The following is a 17,409-nucleotide window of genomic DNA, read 5'->3' as shown; positions in this document are numbered from 1 at the left end:
GGACTGCCAACTCTAACAACAATTCTCCCTACCGGGACAAGGCTCGTACATGAAAATCATTAACCGTTTATATGCTGGCATTGCCTTAATGCTGGCTATTATGGTGGCAATATCCTTATTTGGGCAGTACAAAATTAGTATTGCCGATCATAATCTTACTCAATTGTCGGAACAAACTGCGGTTGAACAACGCCAAGCCATTAATTTTCGTGGCAGTGTGCACGATAGAGCGATTTCGCTGCGCGATGCGGTATTAGTTAATAATCGCCAACTGACAGCAACACACCTGCGCGACGTACAACGTTTGAATGACTTTTATCAAACTGCAGCTCAGGTATTAGATGGCATGTACGCTGCAGGTAATCACAGCGCCGCGGAGCGCGCCTTGCTTAGTGATATCAAAGCCATTGAGCGCTCGACCTTAGCGCTAACCGCTAATCTACAAAAAATGTTGGATGAGAATAACTTTACTGCAGCTAATAGCTACTTGTTGGCGACCATCTCACCGGCTTATTCCGAGTGGCTAAGCCGAATTAACAAATTAATCGATTTTCAAGAGCAGTTGATCCAACAGCAAGTAAGCAACGCCCGGGCGCAAACCACCAGTTTTCAGCGCGTGATGTTGCTGGTTACTACCTTTGGTGCACTGATTGGTGGTTTTGTTGCTTACCGAGCCGTAAGACGTTTAAAACTAACTATTGGCGGTGAACCTGAATACGCAGCCTTAGTGATCAGTAAAATTGCCGCGGGAGACTTAACAACCAGTACGCAATATCAGGGCAAAGGCAGTATTTTAGCCTCGCTGCACGAGCTTACCCAGCATCTTACGGATATCACTGTTAGTTCAAAAAAGGCAGCATCGGCTTTACTCGATGCCTCCAAAGGGCTACTGCAAACCGCAGGCTCGAACGAGCATTTAATTAGCCAGCAACGTATTGCGACCGACCAAGGTGCCACCTCTATTACCCAGATGTCGGCAACGGTTAATGAAGTGGCTAGTCACACCAGCGAAGCTGCGCAGCTGGCACAACAGGCGATTAATGAGTTTAATGCCGGTAAAGGCGAAGTGGCGAAAACACAAAGCAGCATTAATGCACTGGCAGGCAAGGTGGCAGAGGCTGGCGTGGTGATTAACAATCTCTCGGCCGATAGCCGGCAAATTGGTTCAGTGCTAGAGGTTATTCAGGGCATTGCCGAGCAAACGAATTTATTAGCCCTAAATGCGGCTATTGAAGCGGCCCGTGCCGGAGAACAAGGCCGTGGTTTTGCTGTTGTAGCTGATGAAGTAAGAAACCTGGCGCAACGCACGCAGGACTCGACCCGGCAAATTCAGGCGGTAATTGAAAAGATGCAAACCAGTACCACCAAAGCGGTACAGGTGATGCACGAAGGGCAAGCACAAGCACAAGTGAGCGTAGATCAAGCTAAAGCCGCCGGTGAATCACTGCAAGCAATCAATTACTCTGTCAGCAAAATTAGCGATATGAATACCCAGATAGCCACGGCTGCCGAGCAACAAGCGGTAGTCGCATCAGAGATTAATCAGAATTTTAATCAAATTACACAATCAGCTACCAAAGCAGAGCAGGAGGCAGCTAAGATCACCGCAGCCAGCAACCAACTGGATAAGCTAGCGCGGAACTTAGAAAAAAATGTCAGCCAATTTAGAATAAACTAACTGGCTAATATTTGTTCGGCCCAGCTGGCAGCGTCCAGATAGACATCTGCTAGCTGGGCATTTTGCGGCATAGCTGCAATTAGCTTATCGGTTAACGGCCAATCCGCATGCTCAAAGGCTTCGGTTAATTTAAGAAAATGCCCAAGCTTACCGCTACGCTGCAATAAGGCGCTCTTTACCACCTCAAGCAGCGGCAGTTGCGCCAACAAGTCAGCCTGCGGCTGCTCGACAATAAGATGCACATTAGAAAACAGCCCCGTTAAAAAAGCACTGGGTGGGTTTGACGATAACTGCTGCAAGTTAGCCAACTGATCACAAAATTTTGCTCTTACCAGCGATTGCCGCACTAACTCATCAGGAGCATCTCCCTTTAAATTGGCCAATGCGAGTAAGGCAATAAACTTCTTTAATTCGGCCTCCCCCATATACACCATGGCATGCTTTAGCGAACTGATCGGCTTGCTATGGCTGGCACCGGTGTGGTTGATAAAACGCAGCAATTTGTAAGATAAACTCAAATCTTGCTGACAAATATTGGCCAACTGCTCGAAATTGATTTGTTTAGCTGAAGCTTCTGCCATCAGTGCTAACAAATTCGCTTTATTACCGCCAATTTGTTTATGTTTTAACATCTCCGGTTTAGCGAATAAATAACCTTGAAACAAGTTAAAACCAAGTAGTTTTAGTTTTTCAAACTGCTCTGTCGTTTCTACCCGCTCAGCCAGCAGAATAAGCGGGTATTGGGCAATACGCCTTAAATGCCGGGAAATTTGCATCAAGTTAAACTGCTGAACATCGACTTTCAAATAGGTGATATAGGGTAGAAACTTGTCCCACTTTTCGTCAAAATCATGATCATCCAAGGCCAATTTGTAGCCCTGTCGATGCAATTGTTTTAAAGTTAATAATAAGGCTTCGCTGGCAGGCACGGTTTCCAATACTTCAATCACCATACTCTCTGGGTTAATCGAGGTAGGGAATTGGTGCAGCAGCGTTTCTTCAGAAAAATTAATAAAGGCCAGTTTGTTGGCGGTGATTTTTTCCACACCCAGCATCAAGTGATGCTGCATCAGTAATTTTGAGGTGGCTTCATCAGCATCGATATTAGGGAAAGCATTCGCCTCGCCGTCACGAAACAACAGCTCGTAACCTATGGTTTCTTTATTGACATTGAAAATAGGCTGGCGGGCAATATAACCGTACATATCAGAAAACCCAAAAGTACTATCTATTTTTGAGTATAAACTTTCTAAATCGACAAACAAGAGGGCTACAGCAATTATCTGCAGCCCTCTTTGCTTAAGCGCTAACAGCAGCCGCTTTGGGGCGGAAGGTTCTTGGCTTTTTCGGTTTTTTCGGCGGCAATGGCCGCGGATTAGCTACGGTTTCTGGCAGTGGCTGCACTGGCGCAAAACTGGCAATCACTTGCCGTGGAATGGCTTGTTTAATTAACCGCTCTATTCCTTTCAGCTCTTTCATCTCTTCGGCGCAAACCAAGGAGATAGCTAAACCGGCAGCGCCAGCCCGGCCGGTACGGCCAATCCGGTGTACATAGTCTTCTGCTACATTGGGTAACTCAAAATTGACCACTTGCGGCAATTGTTGAATATCTAAACCACGGGCGGCAATATCGGTGGCAACCAGCACCCGTACGGCACCGGCTTTAAAATCGGCCAGGGCTTTGGTACGAGCATTCTGGCTCTTATTGCCATGGATAGCCATAGCGGTAATACCGGCTTTTTCCAGTAACAAGGTGAGCTTATTGGCACCATGTTTGGTTTTAGTAAACACCAACACTTGCTGCCAATTGTGCTGCTTAATTTGCTGGATCAGTAAATTGGCTTTTTGCGCCTTATCTACCGGATAAAGCCACTGCTCAATGCGTTCTACCGTGCTATTAGGTGGCGTTACCGTGACTTCTAACGGATCGTTCAGCAAGCCTTTGGCCAGGGCGCGGATTTCCGTAGAGAAGGTCGCCGAAAACAACAGGTTTTGGCGTTTTGGCGGCAGCAATGCCAGAATTTTCTTAATATCGCGGATAAAGCCCATATCCAACATCCGGTCGGCTTCGTCTAATACCAGCACTTCTAACTGGTTAAACCGTACCGCATTTTGCTGATATAAATCCATTAACCGGCCTGGGGTGGCAATCAGAATGTCGGTGCCTTTGCGCAGCGCCATCATTTGTGGGTTAATTTTCACGCCACCAAACACCAAAGCACTGCGTAGCGGTAAATATTTACCATACAGCTCAACGCTTTCAGCAACCTGCGCGGCTAATTCGCGGGTAGGGGTTAAAATTAAGGCCCGCACCTGGTTAGGTTGTACCTTGCGCCCCTGTTGCTTGCCTTCGGCTAACAACTGCAGCAAAGGTAGGGTAAAACCGGCAGTTTTACCGGTACCGGTTTGGGCGGCGGCCATTAAATCGCGCCCCGCCAACACGGCCGGAATGGCTTGTTGCTGAATAGGTGATGCTATGGTGTAGCCTTTTTCTGCTACGGCCTTTAATAATTCAGCCGACAGCGGTAAATCTGTAAATTGCATGCGTATTCCCGCAATTGTTGCTGCGAAAATCTCTGCCCGCAGCTGCAGTGCCCTTCTGTATGAAGGGCGCGCAGCTTACCTGAAACCATCCGAAAATACGAGAAATTAACCTCATTTAACGTATTCAATATCAGATGCGAGCCATAACAGCAGCCTTGGATCTCAGGTGGACAGCAGCTCAACTCGGGGGAGTAGCTATATTCTACGGCCACGCAACACCCGTACAATCAGCACCACAACAGCAACAACCAACAGCAGATGAATTAAGCCCCCCATCGAATAAGAAGAGACTAAGCCAAGTGCCCACAAAATCACCAACAGGACAATAATTGTTTCTAACATAGGTTTCTCACTTCTCACAATTAAGCTCAATTTGTTTAAATAGCAGCAGAGGATTAGCGCAACACAACGGCTGTAACAGCGCAGACTTTGTGTTGCAGCTCACTAATCAACCAGATTGGCGATAATCACTTCTACCCGGCGGTTTTGCTGACGGCCTTCTACTGAGTTATTGCTTGCAATGGGTAACACTTCGCCCTTGCCTGCTGCCTCTAACCGGCTGCTAGCAATACCCTGGGCCACTAAAAAAGCTTTTACCGTATCGGCACGGCGCTGCGATAACAGCACGTTGGAAGAGTCTGAACCGACGTCATCGGTATGGCCTTCAATCATGGCGGTACGTTCGGCGTTGCTATTTAAAAACTGCGCGAGTTTATCTAAGTGCGCATTACTGCCACGTCGTAAACTAAACTGGCCGGTATCAAATAGCAGATCCCCTAAGGTCACCACTAATCCCCGATCGGTCGGTTTGGCATTTAATTCAGCAATTTGCGTGCGTAAATCAGCAGAGGTTGCATCTGCGGCATCGGCTCGTTGTCTTGCAGAACGAGCATCGTCACGCGCGATATCTGCCTGAGAACGAGCCCGATCGGCATCACTGCGCGCCATATTCGCTTCGCGGGTTCTGGCACTAAGCTGCACTTCGTCTCGCCGCTGGCTTAACTCTGCCCGCTGTAATTCTAATTGCCGGGTTTGTGCTTGTGAGCGTGCTAAAGCCACTTTACGCTCCGCCATAATTACCCGATGCTTAGCCAGCGCCAGATCTTTTTCTGGCTGCTCTGCAATCGCCACCGCCTGTTCAGCTTCTTTGATGGCGAGTGGTGCTAATATTGACAGCTGCTGCTCAGCTTGCAAGGCAGTTAGCTGCTGCCGCACATTGGCCGCGCCGTCAGGGCTTTTCGGACCACTAGCGCAGCCTGCCAGAAAAACGGTAGCGAGACTCAACGCCAGCAGTGTTTTGCGAAAAGACTGAAAATTTTTCATAACTTCACTCCTGAAATATTACGCTGTGCTTCTTGTTGCAACACCTCGATACTGCGCTGCATATCTTGATTTACCGCAGTGGCTTTCATCAATTCGGCGTTGGCGAGCGCCAGTTCAGCACTCAGCTGCGCCTGTAACGCCAATCGCCGGGCCTGGGGGATGTTTTTTTCCAGCACTGCCACTCGAGCCGCACTAATTTCGGTACGCGCATTATTTAGCTCAATACTGCTGTAGCGCGTTACCTGTGCTTGCTCAGCTTTGCTAATAGCCTGCTCTGCTGCCTGCAGCTCTGCCGGTGGAGCCTTATCTGCCGAGGCACAGCCACTTAACACAAAAAGCGAGGCGGCTAGCACTAAATAAAAACAAGTTTTCAGCTCAAACCGGGTAAGGCTTGCGCGAAACGATGCCGTTGTTAGGTTTAGGGTTTTCATTTATCACTCCGGATAGTAGGGCACCACTAAGGGTGGCGCCCTCTACTATGACTACACTTAGCGTGGCTATCAGTGCGCTAGCGCGCATAGCGGGAAATTAACAGTGGCTGTATTAGCGCACTCTGGCTTGATGTAAAGGTCCGTAGTATGCGTCTACATCCTGGGCCCAGTTTTTATCTGCCATATTTGGCCACTGCGCTTTATCAAAGCCAGGGGCATCTTTCAGGCGATCTTTTTCTACGTGCAGTACAAAACGCTTGTTTTTGGTATCCAGTGTTAGCGCATCCCAAGGCACTGCAAATAGTTTTTCGCCTATACCCAGAAAAGCACCAAAAGACAGCACGGCATAACTGACTTTACCTTGTCCGACGTCGAGCATAATCTCTTTGATGTCACCCAGATTTTCATCTTTATGGTTAAATACATGGTTACCAATTAAGGTATCAGCACCCATCAAAAAAGGGCCAGGTCCAGTATTCTGTTCTTTGTACATGCCAAAAGTGTCGCGCATTTCATAGTTCATTTGCTTCTCCAAGCTAATACTCAAACACCCGGCAGAGTGCCAAGCTGAGCAGTCGTGCAGTATAGCGCCGCACAAACCTGAGCTCTGTGCGCTGTCACACTTAGGTCCCGGGCAGCTCAACGCTTTGCAGTAAAACCCATGCAGAGTGCGCTATCGCACAGATAACCGTTGTTGGTGCTTGCTATGCTGCAACTCGCCACCCTCAACGAGCACTATCATGAAAAAATTAACCTTAATGCTTACCTGTACCAGTTTAGTTGTAATGAGTTTAGCGGCCTGTGATGGCAGCAAGGCTAACAAACTGAATGATTATTCGACAGCCAGCGATCAACCCAAAGCAGAACCTGCCCACCTCGATGATATTTTATTAAAAAGGGAGGTAACCACCGCGCTGCAACGCGATCCCCTATTTGGTAACGGTGACATTATCGTGTCTTCGCTGCAGGGCCAGATCACACTGGAAGGTAGCGTGGATAGCAATGCAGCCATTACCAGAGCGGCAGAAATAAGCCGAAAAGTGAAAGGCGTAACCTTTGTTACCAACAAACTGGTCATCAAAGCCACTGAGACGAAAAGTTAAACCACGAGCAGCAATGCTAACAAATCAGGCAGCAGAAAAGGCTGTTGACGTACTTTTTAAGGAAATAAAATATGAAATCTTTAACTGTGTTTAGTCTGTTCTTTATCAGTTTGCTGACACTATCGTTACTGGGCTGCGGTGCCAGCAGCAATCGCGAGAGTGCCGGCGAGTATATAGATGACACCGTGATCACCACTAAAGTGAAAAGCGCTATTTTGAATACGCCGTCTCTTAGCGTAAGTGAAATTAACGTTGAAACCTTTAAAGGTGTGGTGCAACTAAGCGGCTTTGTTAGCTCGCGTGCCGAGATAACCAAAGCAGGTGATGTCGCCAGGGCTATCACTGGCGTCAGTTCAGTGAAAAATGATATTCGAATAAAATAACATCTTCCTGAAATTAACTTGCCGCTATGTGCGATAACGCACAGAGCCATTAGGAATCTTGACTATACTGCTTAAGTGAAGTAACACAACATTGAATGGATGCAATTATGCCAGATAGTCCTAAAGTTATAGCGGCAAGCAGTCTTGCCGCTAATCCGCCAACTCAAAATCATCTGCTTGGAGCCTTGTCTACCGAGGTGCAGCAACGTCTCTTTCCGCATCTGGAATTGGTTAGTATGCCGTTGGCTAAAATATTATATGAATCTGGTGATACCTTACGTTATGTCTATTTTCCGACAAACTGTATTGTATCCTTGCTCTATGTGATGGAAAACGGTGCCTCAGCCGAAATATCGGTAGTGGGTAATGAGGGCATAATTGGCGTAGCGCTGTTTATGGGCGGTGAAAGCACCACCAGCCGGGCAATTGTGCAAAGCTCAGGTTATGCTTATCGCCTGCTTGGCCAACGTTTAAAAGACGAATTTAACCTTCATGGCGAACTCCTTTATTTGATGTTGCGCTACTCGCAGGCCTTGATCACTCAAATGGCGCAAACCGCTGTGTGTAATCGCCACCACAATATTGATCAACAATTATGTCGCTGGCTACTCTTGTCGCTGGACAGACTGACAGATAATCACCTTGTGATGACGCAAGAGCTTATCGCCAATATGCTGGGGGTACGTCGCGAAGGCGTGACTGAAGCGGCAGGCCGCTTACACAAACTGAAGGTGATAGAGTATAGCCGGGGCCATATTACTGTGCTGGACCGGCCTAAACTGGAAAAACTGAGTTGCGAATGTTACGCCGTGGTAAAAGCGGAAACAGATCGCTTATTGCCCTACAAAGCTATCCCGTCGGCAACGCAAAAAAGCGCAGCCTTGCACCATCAATGTAAACACACCCTCTATCTGTAACAGTTAAAAAACCACGCTGTAAACCGCCTGCTTGCTGTTGTCTGCTTTGTCTAACGCCCCCTATGTACGGCAACGCACCGACAGTTTTGTTACCGGAGGCTAAGCTAAGCCTCCTGGTATAACACCCTTACCCGATCCTCAGGCGGCTTATGAAAGCATTATTTCGTTCTACTTCGCGCTACCTGCAACAACTTAGCACTCGCTTTAGCCCAGCATTATGGCAGCAAACTATGCCTGTGCGGGCAGAGCTGTTTAGTGTGGAACGCCTGGAACAGCATGCGAGAAGCCTGGCAAACGCTCAGCAACTACAAAGCGCTAGCCGCTGGCAAATACCACTTATCGCCAATCTGGTTAATCCGCTACAGCAGCGCCTAAACGCCAATGCCAAAGTCCTGCTGGCTGCTTATCGTAAGAGCGCCGCAGAGTTAGCGGCGGGCCATAGTATTGTTCCGGCCGCGGAATGGCTGCTGGATAACTATCATCTGGTTGAACAGCATGTGCGTGAAATTCGCTCCGATTTACCGGCAGGTTACTATCGGCAGCTGCCTAAGCTCGCCCATGGTCCCTTTCAGGGGTATCCACGGGTGTTTGGTTTGGCCTGGGCTTACGTTGCGCATACCGATAGCCATTTTGATCCGCTGATCCTTAATCGCTTTCTTCGCGCTTATCAGCAAGTGCAACCGCTTAGTATTGGCGAGCTATGGGCAGTCGCCATTACATTGCGAATAGTGCTACTGGAGAACCTGCGCCGCTTAACCGATCAAATAAGCATAGGTTTGCAGGAGCGAGCTGCCGCAGATCAGCTAGCAGACCAACTCTTGCAGCCGGCTTCACTAGACAATGCATTACGCTCTGGCCTAAGCCAATGGAACCATGCGGTGCTAAGTGACAACTTTGCCGCTCAGCTGGTAAAGCGGCTCCGGGATCAAGATCCCTTTGTCACACCGGCTTTACAGTGGCTGGAGCAACGACTGACGTTACAATCGACCCACGCGGACGAAGTGGTGCTTGCTGTTTTACAGCGTCAGGGCGCATCAAACGTGAGTGTACGTAATGTTATGACCAGTCTGCGCAGTATTGCGGCTATCGACTGGGCAGAGCTATTTGAAAGCGTTAGTCTGGTTGATCAATGCTTAAGTGCTGGCAGCAACTTTGCCGCTATGGATTTTAGTAGCCGCAATCTATATCGCAGCGCTATCGAACAATTGGCGCGCGGCGCCAGCTGCTCTGAACTGGTGGTTGCAGCCAAAGCACTCGATAACGCCAGCACGGCCACCAGGCGTATTAAGCAGCCAATACAAGCAGCTCGGGAAGGTGATCCGGGCTATTCTTTAATCGGTGCCGGGCGCATCGCCTTTGAACAGCAACTGGGTTTTAAAGGCAGTTTTCTGCTGCGGCTGGGGCGCATCTTTCACCGCAGCGGTATCCAGGGTTATATCAGCCTTTTCTGCTTATTCACCGCGGGGTTACTGCTGCTGGCAGGCTGGTTACTGTCCACTACCACACCTGGCAGTATGCTGCTTTTACTGCTATTGGGAATAATACCTGCCAGCGAGCTAGCGAATGCCTTACTGCAGCGCTTGATTAATGGCCTTAGCCACCCAGTGCCCCTCCCAGCGTTAGCGCTACGCCACGGGGTACCCGTAGCTTACCGTACCCTGGTGGTGGTGCCGACCTTACTGACAGATAAAACAGCGCTGTTACAGCAAATTTCACAGCTTGAGGTGCATTTCTTAGCCGGGGGTTCTGGTGAACTTTACTTTGCATTACTTTCTGACTTTGCCGATGCTAAAACGCAAGAGCTCAGCACGGATCACCCTTTACTGGCATTGGCCTGTACCGGTATCCAACAACTTAATACCCGTTACAGCAAAGCCGTTGAGACACCTCGCTTTATGCTATTGCACCGACCACGGCAGTTTAATCCACAGCAGCAAATCTGGATGGGTTGGGAGCGAAAACGTGGCAAGTTAATGCAATTAAACGCACTATTGCAAGGCAGCGGCCAGCAGTACTTTTTGACCGCAAGCGCCGACTTACCTTTACTCAGCCGTCAGGTACCGGCTGGCGTACGCTATGTGATCACCTTGGATGCAGATACTCAGCTACCCCGAGATGCAGCATTGCGGCTAGTCGGTAAAATAGCCCATCCGCTGAATCAGGCGCAGTTCGATCCGCAGACGCAACGTGTGATAGCGGGTTATGGCATTTTACAGCCACGAGTTACCCCCATGCTAGCGGCTGCGCACTTAGGCTCGCGCTATCAACGGCTAACTTCTGGCCCGGCGGGGCTCGATCCTTATGCCGCTGCGATTTCAGAGATTTATCAGGATCTATTTTTAGAAGGCTCCTTTACCGGCAAAGGCATTTATGATGTTGCCGCCTTTAGCGCTGCCTTATCTGGCCAGGTACCCGACAACACCTTGCTGAGTCATGATCTGTTTGAAGGTAGCCTGGCGCGCGCAGCGCTGGTGTCAGATATTGAAGTAGTAGAAGATTTCCCTGCCCGCTATGACGTTGCCATGCAGCGCCAACATCGTTGGACCCGGGGCGACTGGCAATTACTACCATGGCTCTTACCTGGTAAAAAACCCGGCCACCACGCCAAAAACCTACCCAGCAAGCTGCCCACGCTAGGTCGCTGGAAAATGTGTGATAATTTGCGCCGCACCCTACTGGCGCCAACCTGCATCCTCGCTTTATTTGCGGCAATGGCATTGCCTGGGGCAGGGGCACTAACAGCAGTATTGCTGGTGCTCGGCTCACTGCTGTTACCCATTTTATTACCACACAGCCTGAAACTCTGGCCACGGCAGCGCTGGTCTCTGGCGGAGATCAAACAATGGCATAGGCCGCTACAACAGTGTTACTCAGCGCTGGTGCAGCGTTGCAGCCAAAGCCTGTTGCCTCTGGTGTTCTTAGCTGATCAGGCCTGGCAAATGAGCCACGCTATTGTCACTGCCTTATGGCGTACGTTTTTCAGCCATCGCCATATGCTGCAATGGGTTACTGCAGCTCAGGCTGGAAATGCCAAAAGTTTAACGCTATCGGGCTTTTACTGGAGAATGGCACCTGCCATAAGTGTGTTATTACCCAGCACCGCCTTAATATTATGGTTTGCCCCCGAACAAGCCCCGCTGTTACTGCCGCTAGTGTTACTTTGGTGTTTGGCCCCGGCCATCGCCTATTGGCTCAGCCGCCCTACCGCCTTACATCCGGTGGCACCATTATCCCTTACAGAGGCAGCAAGCCTGCGCTTAATCGCCCGGCGTACCTGGCGCTATTTTGAACAATTCGTTAGCAGCGATAGCCATATGTTGCCACCAGACAATGTGCAGTTTGAGCCCACTACCACTGTGGCACACCGCACCTCTCCCACCAATATCGGGGTATATTTACTCTCTACTGTCGTGGCCAGAGATTTTGGCTGGGCAGGTACTTATGCTGCGGTATTGCGGTTGGAAGCCTGCATGGCTACCTTGCAGCAACTACGCCTTTATCGGGGGCACCTTTATAACTGGTACGATACCCAAACACTGGCGCCGCTCGAGCCGGTTTATGTCTCGTCGGTAGACAGCGGTAATTTGGCTGGGCATTTAATTGCTTTGGCCAATGCCTGTGAGGAATGGCAGCAGACACCCATTAGCCAGCACGCTCTGCAGGGAATTCAGGATAACCTAGCCTTAGCGAAGTTAAACCTGCCACTACATGCTGATATGAGCCCACTGGCCGCTATTTTAGCGACTTTAGCCTTGCAGTTAGCCGCCACTTCCCGGCTGGCACAGTTGACACCCAGCCTGAGTAAACTTGCCGCCAACGCCTTACAACTTAGCAAAGATATTTGCCCGGCAACGAAGGCAACAGAAAGCCAACAAAGCTTAGTGTTTTATCTGCAAGCTGTCGTCACCAGCATAGCGGATCAGCAAGTTGACCAGCTTGCCTCGCTGAAACAACAGCAGCAGTTGCAGCAACGGTTAGCAAAGCTGGCCTTACAAGCCAGAGCAATGGCCATGGCCATGGATTTTAAATTTTTACTTAACGCCGAGCGCAATTTATTATCCATTGGCTTTAACTTATCTGACAATCAACTCGACCACAGCTGTTATGACTTACTGGCCTCTGAAGCGCGGCTAGCCAGCCTGTTTGCGATCGCCAAAGGCGATCTTAGCAGCAAACACTGGTTTCGATTAGGCCGCAGCACAACCCCGGTAGCCGATGGGGTCGCCCTGTTATCCTGGTCAGGTTCGATGTTTGAATACCTGATGCCCGCTTTAGTGATGAGCGCGCCGGCCAATAGCTTGTTGGAACAAAGTAACCGCTTAATTGTGATGCAGCAAATGCGCTATGGTCGGCAATTACAGGTGCCGTGGGGCATTTCAGAGTCCGCCTTTAACGCCCGTGATTTAGCACTCAATTACCAATATTCTAATTTTGGCATACCCGGTCTGGGGCTAAAACGTGGGCTGGCGCAAAATGTGGTTATTGCGCCCTATGCCACCGCCTTAGCCGCCATGGTAGATGCGCCGGCGGCTTACAAAAACTTTATTAAGTTACAACAGCTTGGCATGCTGGGCAGCTATGGCTTTTACGAAGCACTGGACTATACCCGTACCAGACGACCGGAACAAAGCGGCCCGGTGTTGATTGCCAGCGTGATGGCACATCACCAGGGCATGACGCTAATCGCCCTGGCCAATACGCTGCAACAAGGTTTAATGCGTAGCCGCTTCCACCGCGAACCGATGATCCAGGCTTGTGCGCTGTTATTACAAGAGCGCCCACCTGCGGCTACAGTGCATGTTATGCCACAGGCTGAGGAACTCAGTACTGCAAATAATACGATAAAAAATGAGCCCCTAACCGAGCGCCATCTGGATCCGACCGCTAAAGGCCCACCGCAAAGTCATATCTTATCCAACGGGCGTTATTCCGTAATGTTAACCGCAACCGGCGGTGGTTATAGTAATTGGTGCGGTTTGGCGATTAGCCGTTGGCGGGAAGATAGCAGCTGCGATCCCTGGGGCAGCTATATTTTGCTGCGGGACCGGGTGAGTGGCGCGCGTTGGTCACCAACGTTACAGCCGCTGGACTTGGATAAAAACACCGCAGCAAAGCAGCAGTTTAGTGCCGTCTTTAGTGAAGATCATGCTGAGTTCTGTTGCAAACAAGCAGAGTTAACCACCAAGCTGGATATTTTGGTGTCGGCAGAGCATGATGGCGAGGTACGCCGAGTGACCTTGTCTAATCACAGCCAGGTAAACCGAGATATCGATCTCACCTCCTATACCGAAATCGTGCTGCAGCTGGCCAGCAGCGATAATGCGCATCCGGCTTTTTCCAAGCTTTTTGTGCAAACCGAGTACCTGCCAAACTACAACGCCTTAATTGCTACCCGTAGGTTACGCACTGCAGATGAAAACCCCATTTGGCTGGCACATTTTGCCGTTATTGAGGGTGAGCATTGTGCTGATGCCGCAGCAAACGACGCTGCGCAAGCCGGACCACAACAACCTCGGTCCGAAAAGACCCAATATGAAACTGACCGTGCCCGTTTTTTTGGTTCGGCCGTAAGTTTGTATGATGCGGAGGCCATAAGCAGCAGTAAAGCCTTATCGAACAGTAGTGGTACGGTTTTGGATCCTATTATTGCCTTACGCCAATCGGTGCGGCTGGCAGCGGGTAAACGGGTGCGGGTTGCCTTTTGGACCTTAGTGGCGCACTCAAAAGCCGAATTACTGCTCAGTATTGAACAACATAATGAGCGCAGTGCTTACGGCCGGGCAGCGATGCTGGCCTGGACACAAGCACAGGTACAACTACGTCATTTGGCCGTTACTGTGGCCGAGGCGGCGGATTTTCAACGTTTAACCGGCCCCTTACTCTATAACGATAATCGTTTTCGTGCCCCGGCAGCGGCGATTTTCCGTGGCGCTGCTGCGCAGGCTGAACTATGGCAGCACAGTATTTCGGGAGACCTACCCATAGTACTACTGCATATTGACGATATTGAAGAGATTGCCACAGTGCAACAATTGCTGCGGGCTCATGAATACTGGCGGATGAAGCAATTAGCCGTGGACCTGGTGATTATTAACGAGCGCGCCACTTCCTATATGCAGCAATTGCAGTCCGCTATTGAAGCCTCGTTACGGCGCAGCCAAAGCCGACCTGGTTTAAACCAGCCACTCGCCGCTGGCGCAGTCTACATTCTACGGGCAGACTTAATGAGTGTAGCCAGCAGAGCGCAGCTGGCTGCGGTCGCGCGGGTCGTGCTATATGCCCGCCGCGGTAACTTAAACAAGCAATTAACCCGCTTGGCAACCCCTGCCCTGCCCCTACCCTGGCAAGCAGGGCAGCGCCAGCCAATAATAGTGCCCAGAGCCGGTACCGCCGAGCATAAAACCGAACCGCACAGTGGCGCTACCCTGGAGTATTTTAATGGAATGGGCGGTTTTGCCAGCGACGGCCGCGAATATATAACGCTGTTACAGCAGCAGCAACGTACGCCTATGCCTTGGCTAAATGTGATCGCGAATCCCCGCTTTGGTTTTCAGGTTTCTGCCAGTGGCAGCGGTTACAGTTGGGCCGCAAACAGTCGGGAAAATCAACTTACCCCCTGGTCCAATGATCCGGTGCTCGATCCCAGTAGCGAAGTGATCTATGTTAAAGATGACGAACACGGCACACTATTTTGCGCAACCGCACAACCGCGCAACGATGGCGGCCATTATCAGGCATGCCATGGTTTTGGCTACAGCCGCTTTCATCATCAGGCACATGGTATTGAATTGAGTTTGCTGCAATATGTGCCGTTAGAGGATCCAATTAAAATTAGCCGTTTAAGTGTACAAAACCACTCTGGCAAAGTGCGGCACCTCACATTAACAGCTTATGCGGAATGGGTCCTTGGTCGTGAACGCGGCGCCTGCGCACCCTTTTTATTATCCACCTTAGATACCGAGCATGAAGTTTTGCTGGTACGTAATCCCTGGCAAAGCGCCTTTGCAAAGCCGGTTGCCTTTGCGGCGCTGGCGGCGCCGCTATCCGGCTGGACGGCCGATCGCAGTGAGTTTATTGGCCGTAATCGTAGCTTAGCCAGTCCAGCGGCGTTATTGCACGCTACCCCACTAACTGCTAGCAGTGGCGCGGGTTTAGATCCCTGTGCCGCGTTGCAGCAACAGGTAACGCTGGCACCTGGTGAGCGCATAGAGCTGGTCTTTTTTCTGGGGCAAAGCAGCGATACGGCCAGTGCCCTTGCTCTGGTAACACAGTATCGGCAAACCGATTTAAGCGCGCTATTGCAGCAAGTACAGGCACACTGGCACACCAAATTAGGGGCCGTGCAAGTGACGACGCCAGATCGTGCCATGGACATTATGCTAAACGGCTGGCTGCTGTATCAAACTATCGTTTGCCGACTGTATGCAAGGGCTGCTTTTTATCAGGCTAGCGGCGCCTATGGCTTTCGGGATCAGTTACAAGATGGTATGGCACTTACCTTTGCAGCTCCCGAGTTGGCTCGCCAACATTTATTGCGGGCGGCAGAGCGCCAGTTTATTGAAGGCGATGTGCAACACTGGTGGTTGCCACATTCCGGACAAGGCGTGCGCAGCCGGATCTCCGATGATCGTGTCTGGCTAGCGTTTGTCTGTGCCCACTATATTGCAAGCAGTGGTGATAAGGCTATCCTGGCAGAGCAAGTTAGCTTCTTACAAGGACCACCGCTAGATGCCAGCCAACATGATGCCTTCTTTCAACCGATGCCAACAGATTGTACCGCGTCGCTGTTTGAACATTGCGCCCGTGGTCTGGATCTCGCCATCAGTTTAAGTGGCACCTTAGGTTTACCCCTAATCGGTAGCGGTGATTGGAATGATGGCATGGATCAGGTAGGCGCAGCCGGGAAAGGGGAAAGTGTTTGGTTAGGCTGGTTGTTGTTGCAAACCTTAACTCAGTTTATTCCGCTGGCTGCTGATTATGATCACGCCCGCGCCAGCCAGTGGCAAGCGCATAGCCTGCAATTGCGTAAGGCACTGGAGCAGCATGGCTGGGATGGTAACTGGTATAAACGTGCGACTTATGATGATGGCAGCTGGCTTGGTAGCGCGCAAAGCGAGGAATGCCAAATAGACTCTATTGCGCAGTCATGGGCTGTGCTAACCGGAGCGGCCAATCCACAGCGCACTGCCACTGCGATGGCGGCGGTTACAGAGCATTTATGGCGCCCTGCCGAACAGCTGCTTTTGCTTTTCACCCCGCCCTTTGAGCACAGCGTCAACAACCCAGGTTATATTAAAGGTTATCCTCCCGGATTACGTGAAAACGGTGGCCAGTATAGCCATGCGGCTATGTGGGTTGTACTAGCCCTAGCCAAACTGGGAGAAGCAGACCAGGCACAGCAGTTATTTAGTATGCTTAATCCTATTAACCATGCCCTTACCCCGGCAGGTATGCACCGTTATAAAGTAGAACCCTATGTGATGGCCGCCGATATTTATTCGGTAGCACCCCATATTGGCCGCGGCGGCTGGAGCTGGTATACCGGTGCCGCAGGTTGGATGTATCAGGCAGGACTGGGTGCTATATTGGGGATAAGTCGTCAGCAGGGGCAACTGCAACTGGCCCCGCAATTACCCAAATCATGGCCCGGTTTTAGTGCGACCGTACAGCTGGCAGGTACACATTATCACCTTCGCATCCGGCAATCGCCACCAAACACGGCGAGCCCTGGCTTGCTGCTGGATGAACAACTGATTGCCGCAGACTCGCCACGCTTTCTCAGCCGCCGCTGCATTCGTTTGCCGCTGGATCAGCAGACGCACAGCGTGGATTGGCAACTGGATAGCCAAGATTAAGTTATAGCCGCACTTGGCTAGGTTCTGCTGAGCACATTATTGCCAGCAGAACCGCTGCCTGTTATTGCTCACTGACTAAAGCAGCTGCAGAGCGACTTTAGGTGCCGTAGCGCACAGACAGCGATTTAGAGTTGGCACACACTGAGCCGTCGAGATAGTAAAGCACCTGTCTTGT

11 protein-coding genes are annotated in these 17,409 nt (G+C 50.5%); 5 read left to right on the top strand and 6 right to left on the bottom strand.

Translation table 11 applies throughout. From position 1 onward, the window contains the following. The first annotated feature begins 49 nt into the window (after positions 1–49). On the top strand, positions 50–1,678 hold the full coding sequence (locus tag IE163_RS01520; protein WP_189429405.1) for a methyl-accepting chemotaxis protein: 1,629 nt from the start codon (positions 50–52) through the stop codon (positions 1,676–1,678). On the opposite strand, the gene IE163_RS01515 is transcribed toward IE163_RS01520, so the two are convergent. From IE163_RS01515 to IE163_RS01490, 6 genes are all read right to left on the bottom strand, one after another. Continuing rightward, on the bottom strand, positions 1,675–2,883 hold the full coding sequence (locus IE163_RS01515) for an EAL and HDOD domain-containing protein (RefSeq protein WP_189429404.1): 1,209 nt from the start codon (positions 2,881–2,883) through the stop codon (positions 1,675–1,677). The two genes, IE163_RS01520 and IE163_RS01515, sit on opposite strands and share 4 nt — an antisense overlap. 94 nt (positions 2,884–2,977) lie before the next feature. After that, on the bottom strand, positions 2,978–4,222 hold the full coding sequence (locus IE163_RS01510; protein WP_189429402.1) for a DEAD/DEAH box helicase: 1,245 nt from the start codon (positions 4,220–4,222) through the stop codon (positions 2,978–2,980). A 195-nt stretch (positions 4,223–4,417) separates the two neighbouring features. Beyond that, positions 4,418–4,564 carry a lmo0937 family membrane protein gene (locus tag IE163_RS01505; protein ID WP_189429400.1) on the bottom strand — a complete coding sequence of 49 codons (147 nt, stop codon included), beginning with the start codon at positions 4,562–4,564 and terminating at the stop codon, positions 4,418–4,420. Positions 4,565–4,666: 102 nt separating this feature from the next. After that, the gene (locus IE163_RS01500; protein ID WP_189429397.1) at positions 4,667–5,545 is read right to left on the bottom strand and encodes an OmpA family protein; all 879 of its coding nucleotides are present in this window, start codon (positions 5,543–5,545) and stop codon (positions 4,667–4,669) included. Then, positions 5,542–5,976: a DUF4398 domain-containing protein gene (locus tag IE163_RS01495; protein ID WP_189429395.1), complete on the bottom strand. Its 435-nt coding sequence runs from the start codon at positions 5,974–5,976 to the stop codon at positions 5,542–5,544. Before IE163_RS01495 ends, IE163_RS01500 begins: the two co-directional genes overlap by 4 nt. A gap of 112 nt (positions 5,977–6,088) precedes the next feature. After that, positions 6,089–6,499, bottom strand: a complete 411-nt coding sequence (locus IE163_RS01490; RefSeq protein ID WP_189429393.1) for a PRC-barrel domain-containing protein — start codon at positions 6,497–6,499, stop codon at positions 6,089–6,091. Positions 6,500–6,716: 217 nt separating this feature from the next. Between IE163_RS01490 and IE163_RS01485 the strand changes: the two genes are divergently transcribed. The 4 genes from IE163_RS01485 (at position 6,717) to IE163_RS01470 (ending at position 17,234) form a co-directional block, all read left to right on the top strand. Beyond that, on the top strand, positions 6,717–7,079 hold the full coding sequence (locus IE163_RS01485) for a BON domain-containing protein (RefSeq protein WP_189429391.1): 363 nt from the start codon (positions 6,717–6,719) through the stop codon (positions 7,077–7,079). 71 nt (positions 7,080–7,150) lie between these two features. After that, positions 7,151–7,462, top strand: a complete 312-nt coding sequence (locus IE163_RS01480) for a BON domain-containing protein (protein WP_189429389.1) — start codon at positions 7,151–7,153, stop codon at positions 7,460–7,462. 107 nt (positions 7,463–7,569) lie between these two features. Continuing rightward, positions 7,570–8,379, top strand: a complete 810-nt coding sequence (locus IE163_RS01475) for a Crp/Fnr family transcriptional regulator (protein WP_189429386.1) — start codon at positions 7,570–7,572, stop codon at positions 8,377–8,379. A 149-nt stretch (positions 8,380–8,528) separates the two neighbouring features. Continuing rightward, complete coding sequence (locus IE163_RS01470; protein WP_229833393.1) at positions 8,529–17,234, top strand: glycoside hydrolase family 94 protein; 8,706 nt, start codon at positions 8,529–8,531, stop codon at positions 17,232–17,234. Positions 17,235–17,409 lie beyond the last annotated feature (175 nt).

Source organism: Alishewanella longhuensis, assembly GCF_014653435.1.
Lineage (GTDB): Bacteria > Pseudomonadota > Gammaproteobacteria > Enterobacterales > Alteromonadaceae > Alishewanella > Alishewanella longhuensis.
The sequence above is the reverse complement of the archived record's forward strand: the minus strand, read 5'-3'. Positions and strand labels throughout refer to the sequence as shown.

Excerpts from the sequence above, each read along its gene's own strand:
- IE163_RS01520 (WP_189429405.1), top strand. The coding sequence starts at position 50 with ATGAAAATCATTAACCGTTTATATGCTGGCATTGCCTTAATGCTGGCT.
- IE163_RS01515 (WP_189429404.1), bottom strand. The coding sequence starts at position 2,883 with ATGTACGGTTATATTGCCCGCCAGCCTATTTTCAATGTCAATAAAGAA.
- IE163_RS01510 (WP_189429402.1), bottom strand. The coding sequence starts at position 4,222 with ATGCAATTTACAGATTTACCGCTGTCGGCTGAATTATTAAAGGCCGTA.
- IE163_RS01505 (WP_189429400.1), bottom strand. The coding sequence starts at position 4,564 with ATGTTAGAAACAATTATTGTCCTGTTGGTGATTTTGTGGGCACTTGGC.
- IE163_RS01500 (WP_189429397.1), bottom strand. The coding sequence starts at position 5,545 with ATGAAAAATTTTCAGTCTTTTCGCAAAACACTGCTGGCGTTGAGTCTC.
- IE163_RS01495 (WP_189429395.1), bottom strand. The coding sequence starts at position 5,976 with ATGAAAACCCTAAACCTAACAACGGCATCGTTTCGCGCAAGCCTTACC.
- IE163_RS01490 (WP_189429393.1), bottom strand. The coding sequence starts at position 6,499 with ATGAACTATGAAATGCGCGACACTTTTGGCATGTACAAAGAACAGAAT.
- IE163_RS01485 (WP_189429391.1), top strand. The coding sequence starts at position 6,717 with ATGAAAAAATTAACCTTAATGCTTACCTGTACCAGTTTAGTTGTAATG.
- IE163_RS01480 (WP_189429389.1), top strand. The coding sequence starts at position 7,151 with ATGAAATCTTTAACTGTGTTTAGTCTGTTCTTTATCAGTTTGCTGACA.
- IE163_RS01475 (WP_189429386.1), top strand. The coding sequence starts at position 7,570 with ATGCCAGATAGTCCTAAAGTTATAGCGGCAAGCAGTCTTGCCGCTAAT.
- IE163_RS01470 (WP_229833393.1), top strand. The coding sequence starts at position 8,529 with ATGAAAGCATTATTTCGTTCTACTTCGCGCTACCTGCAACAACTTAGC.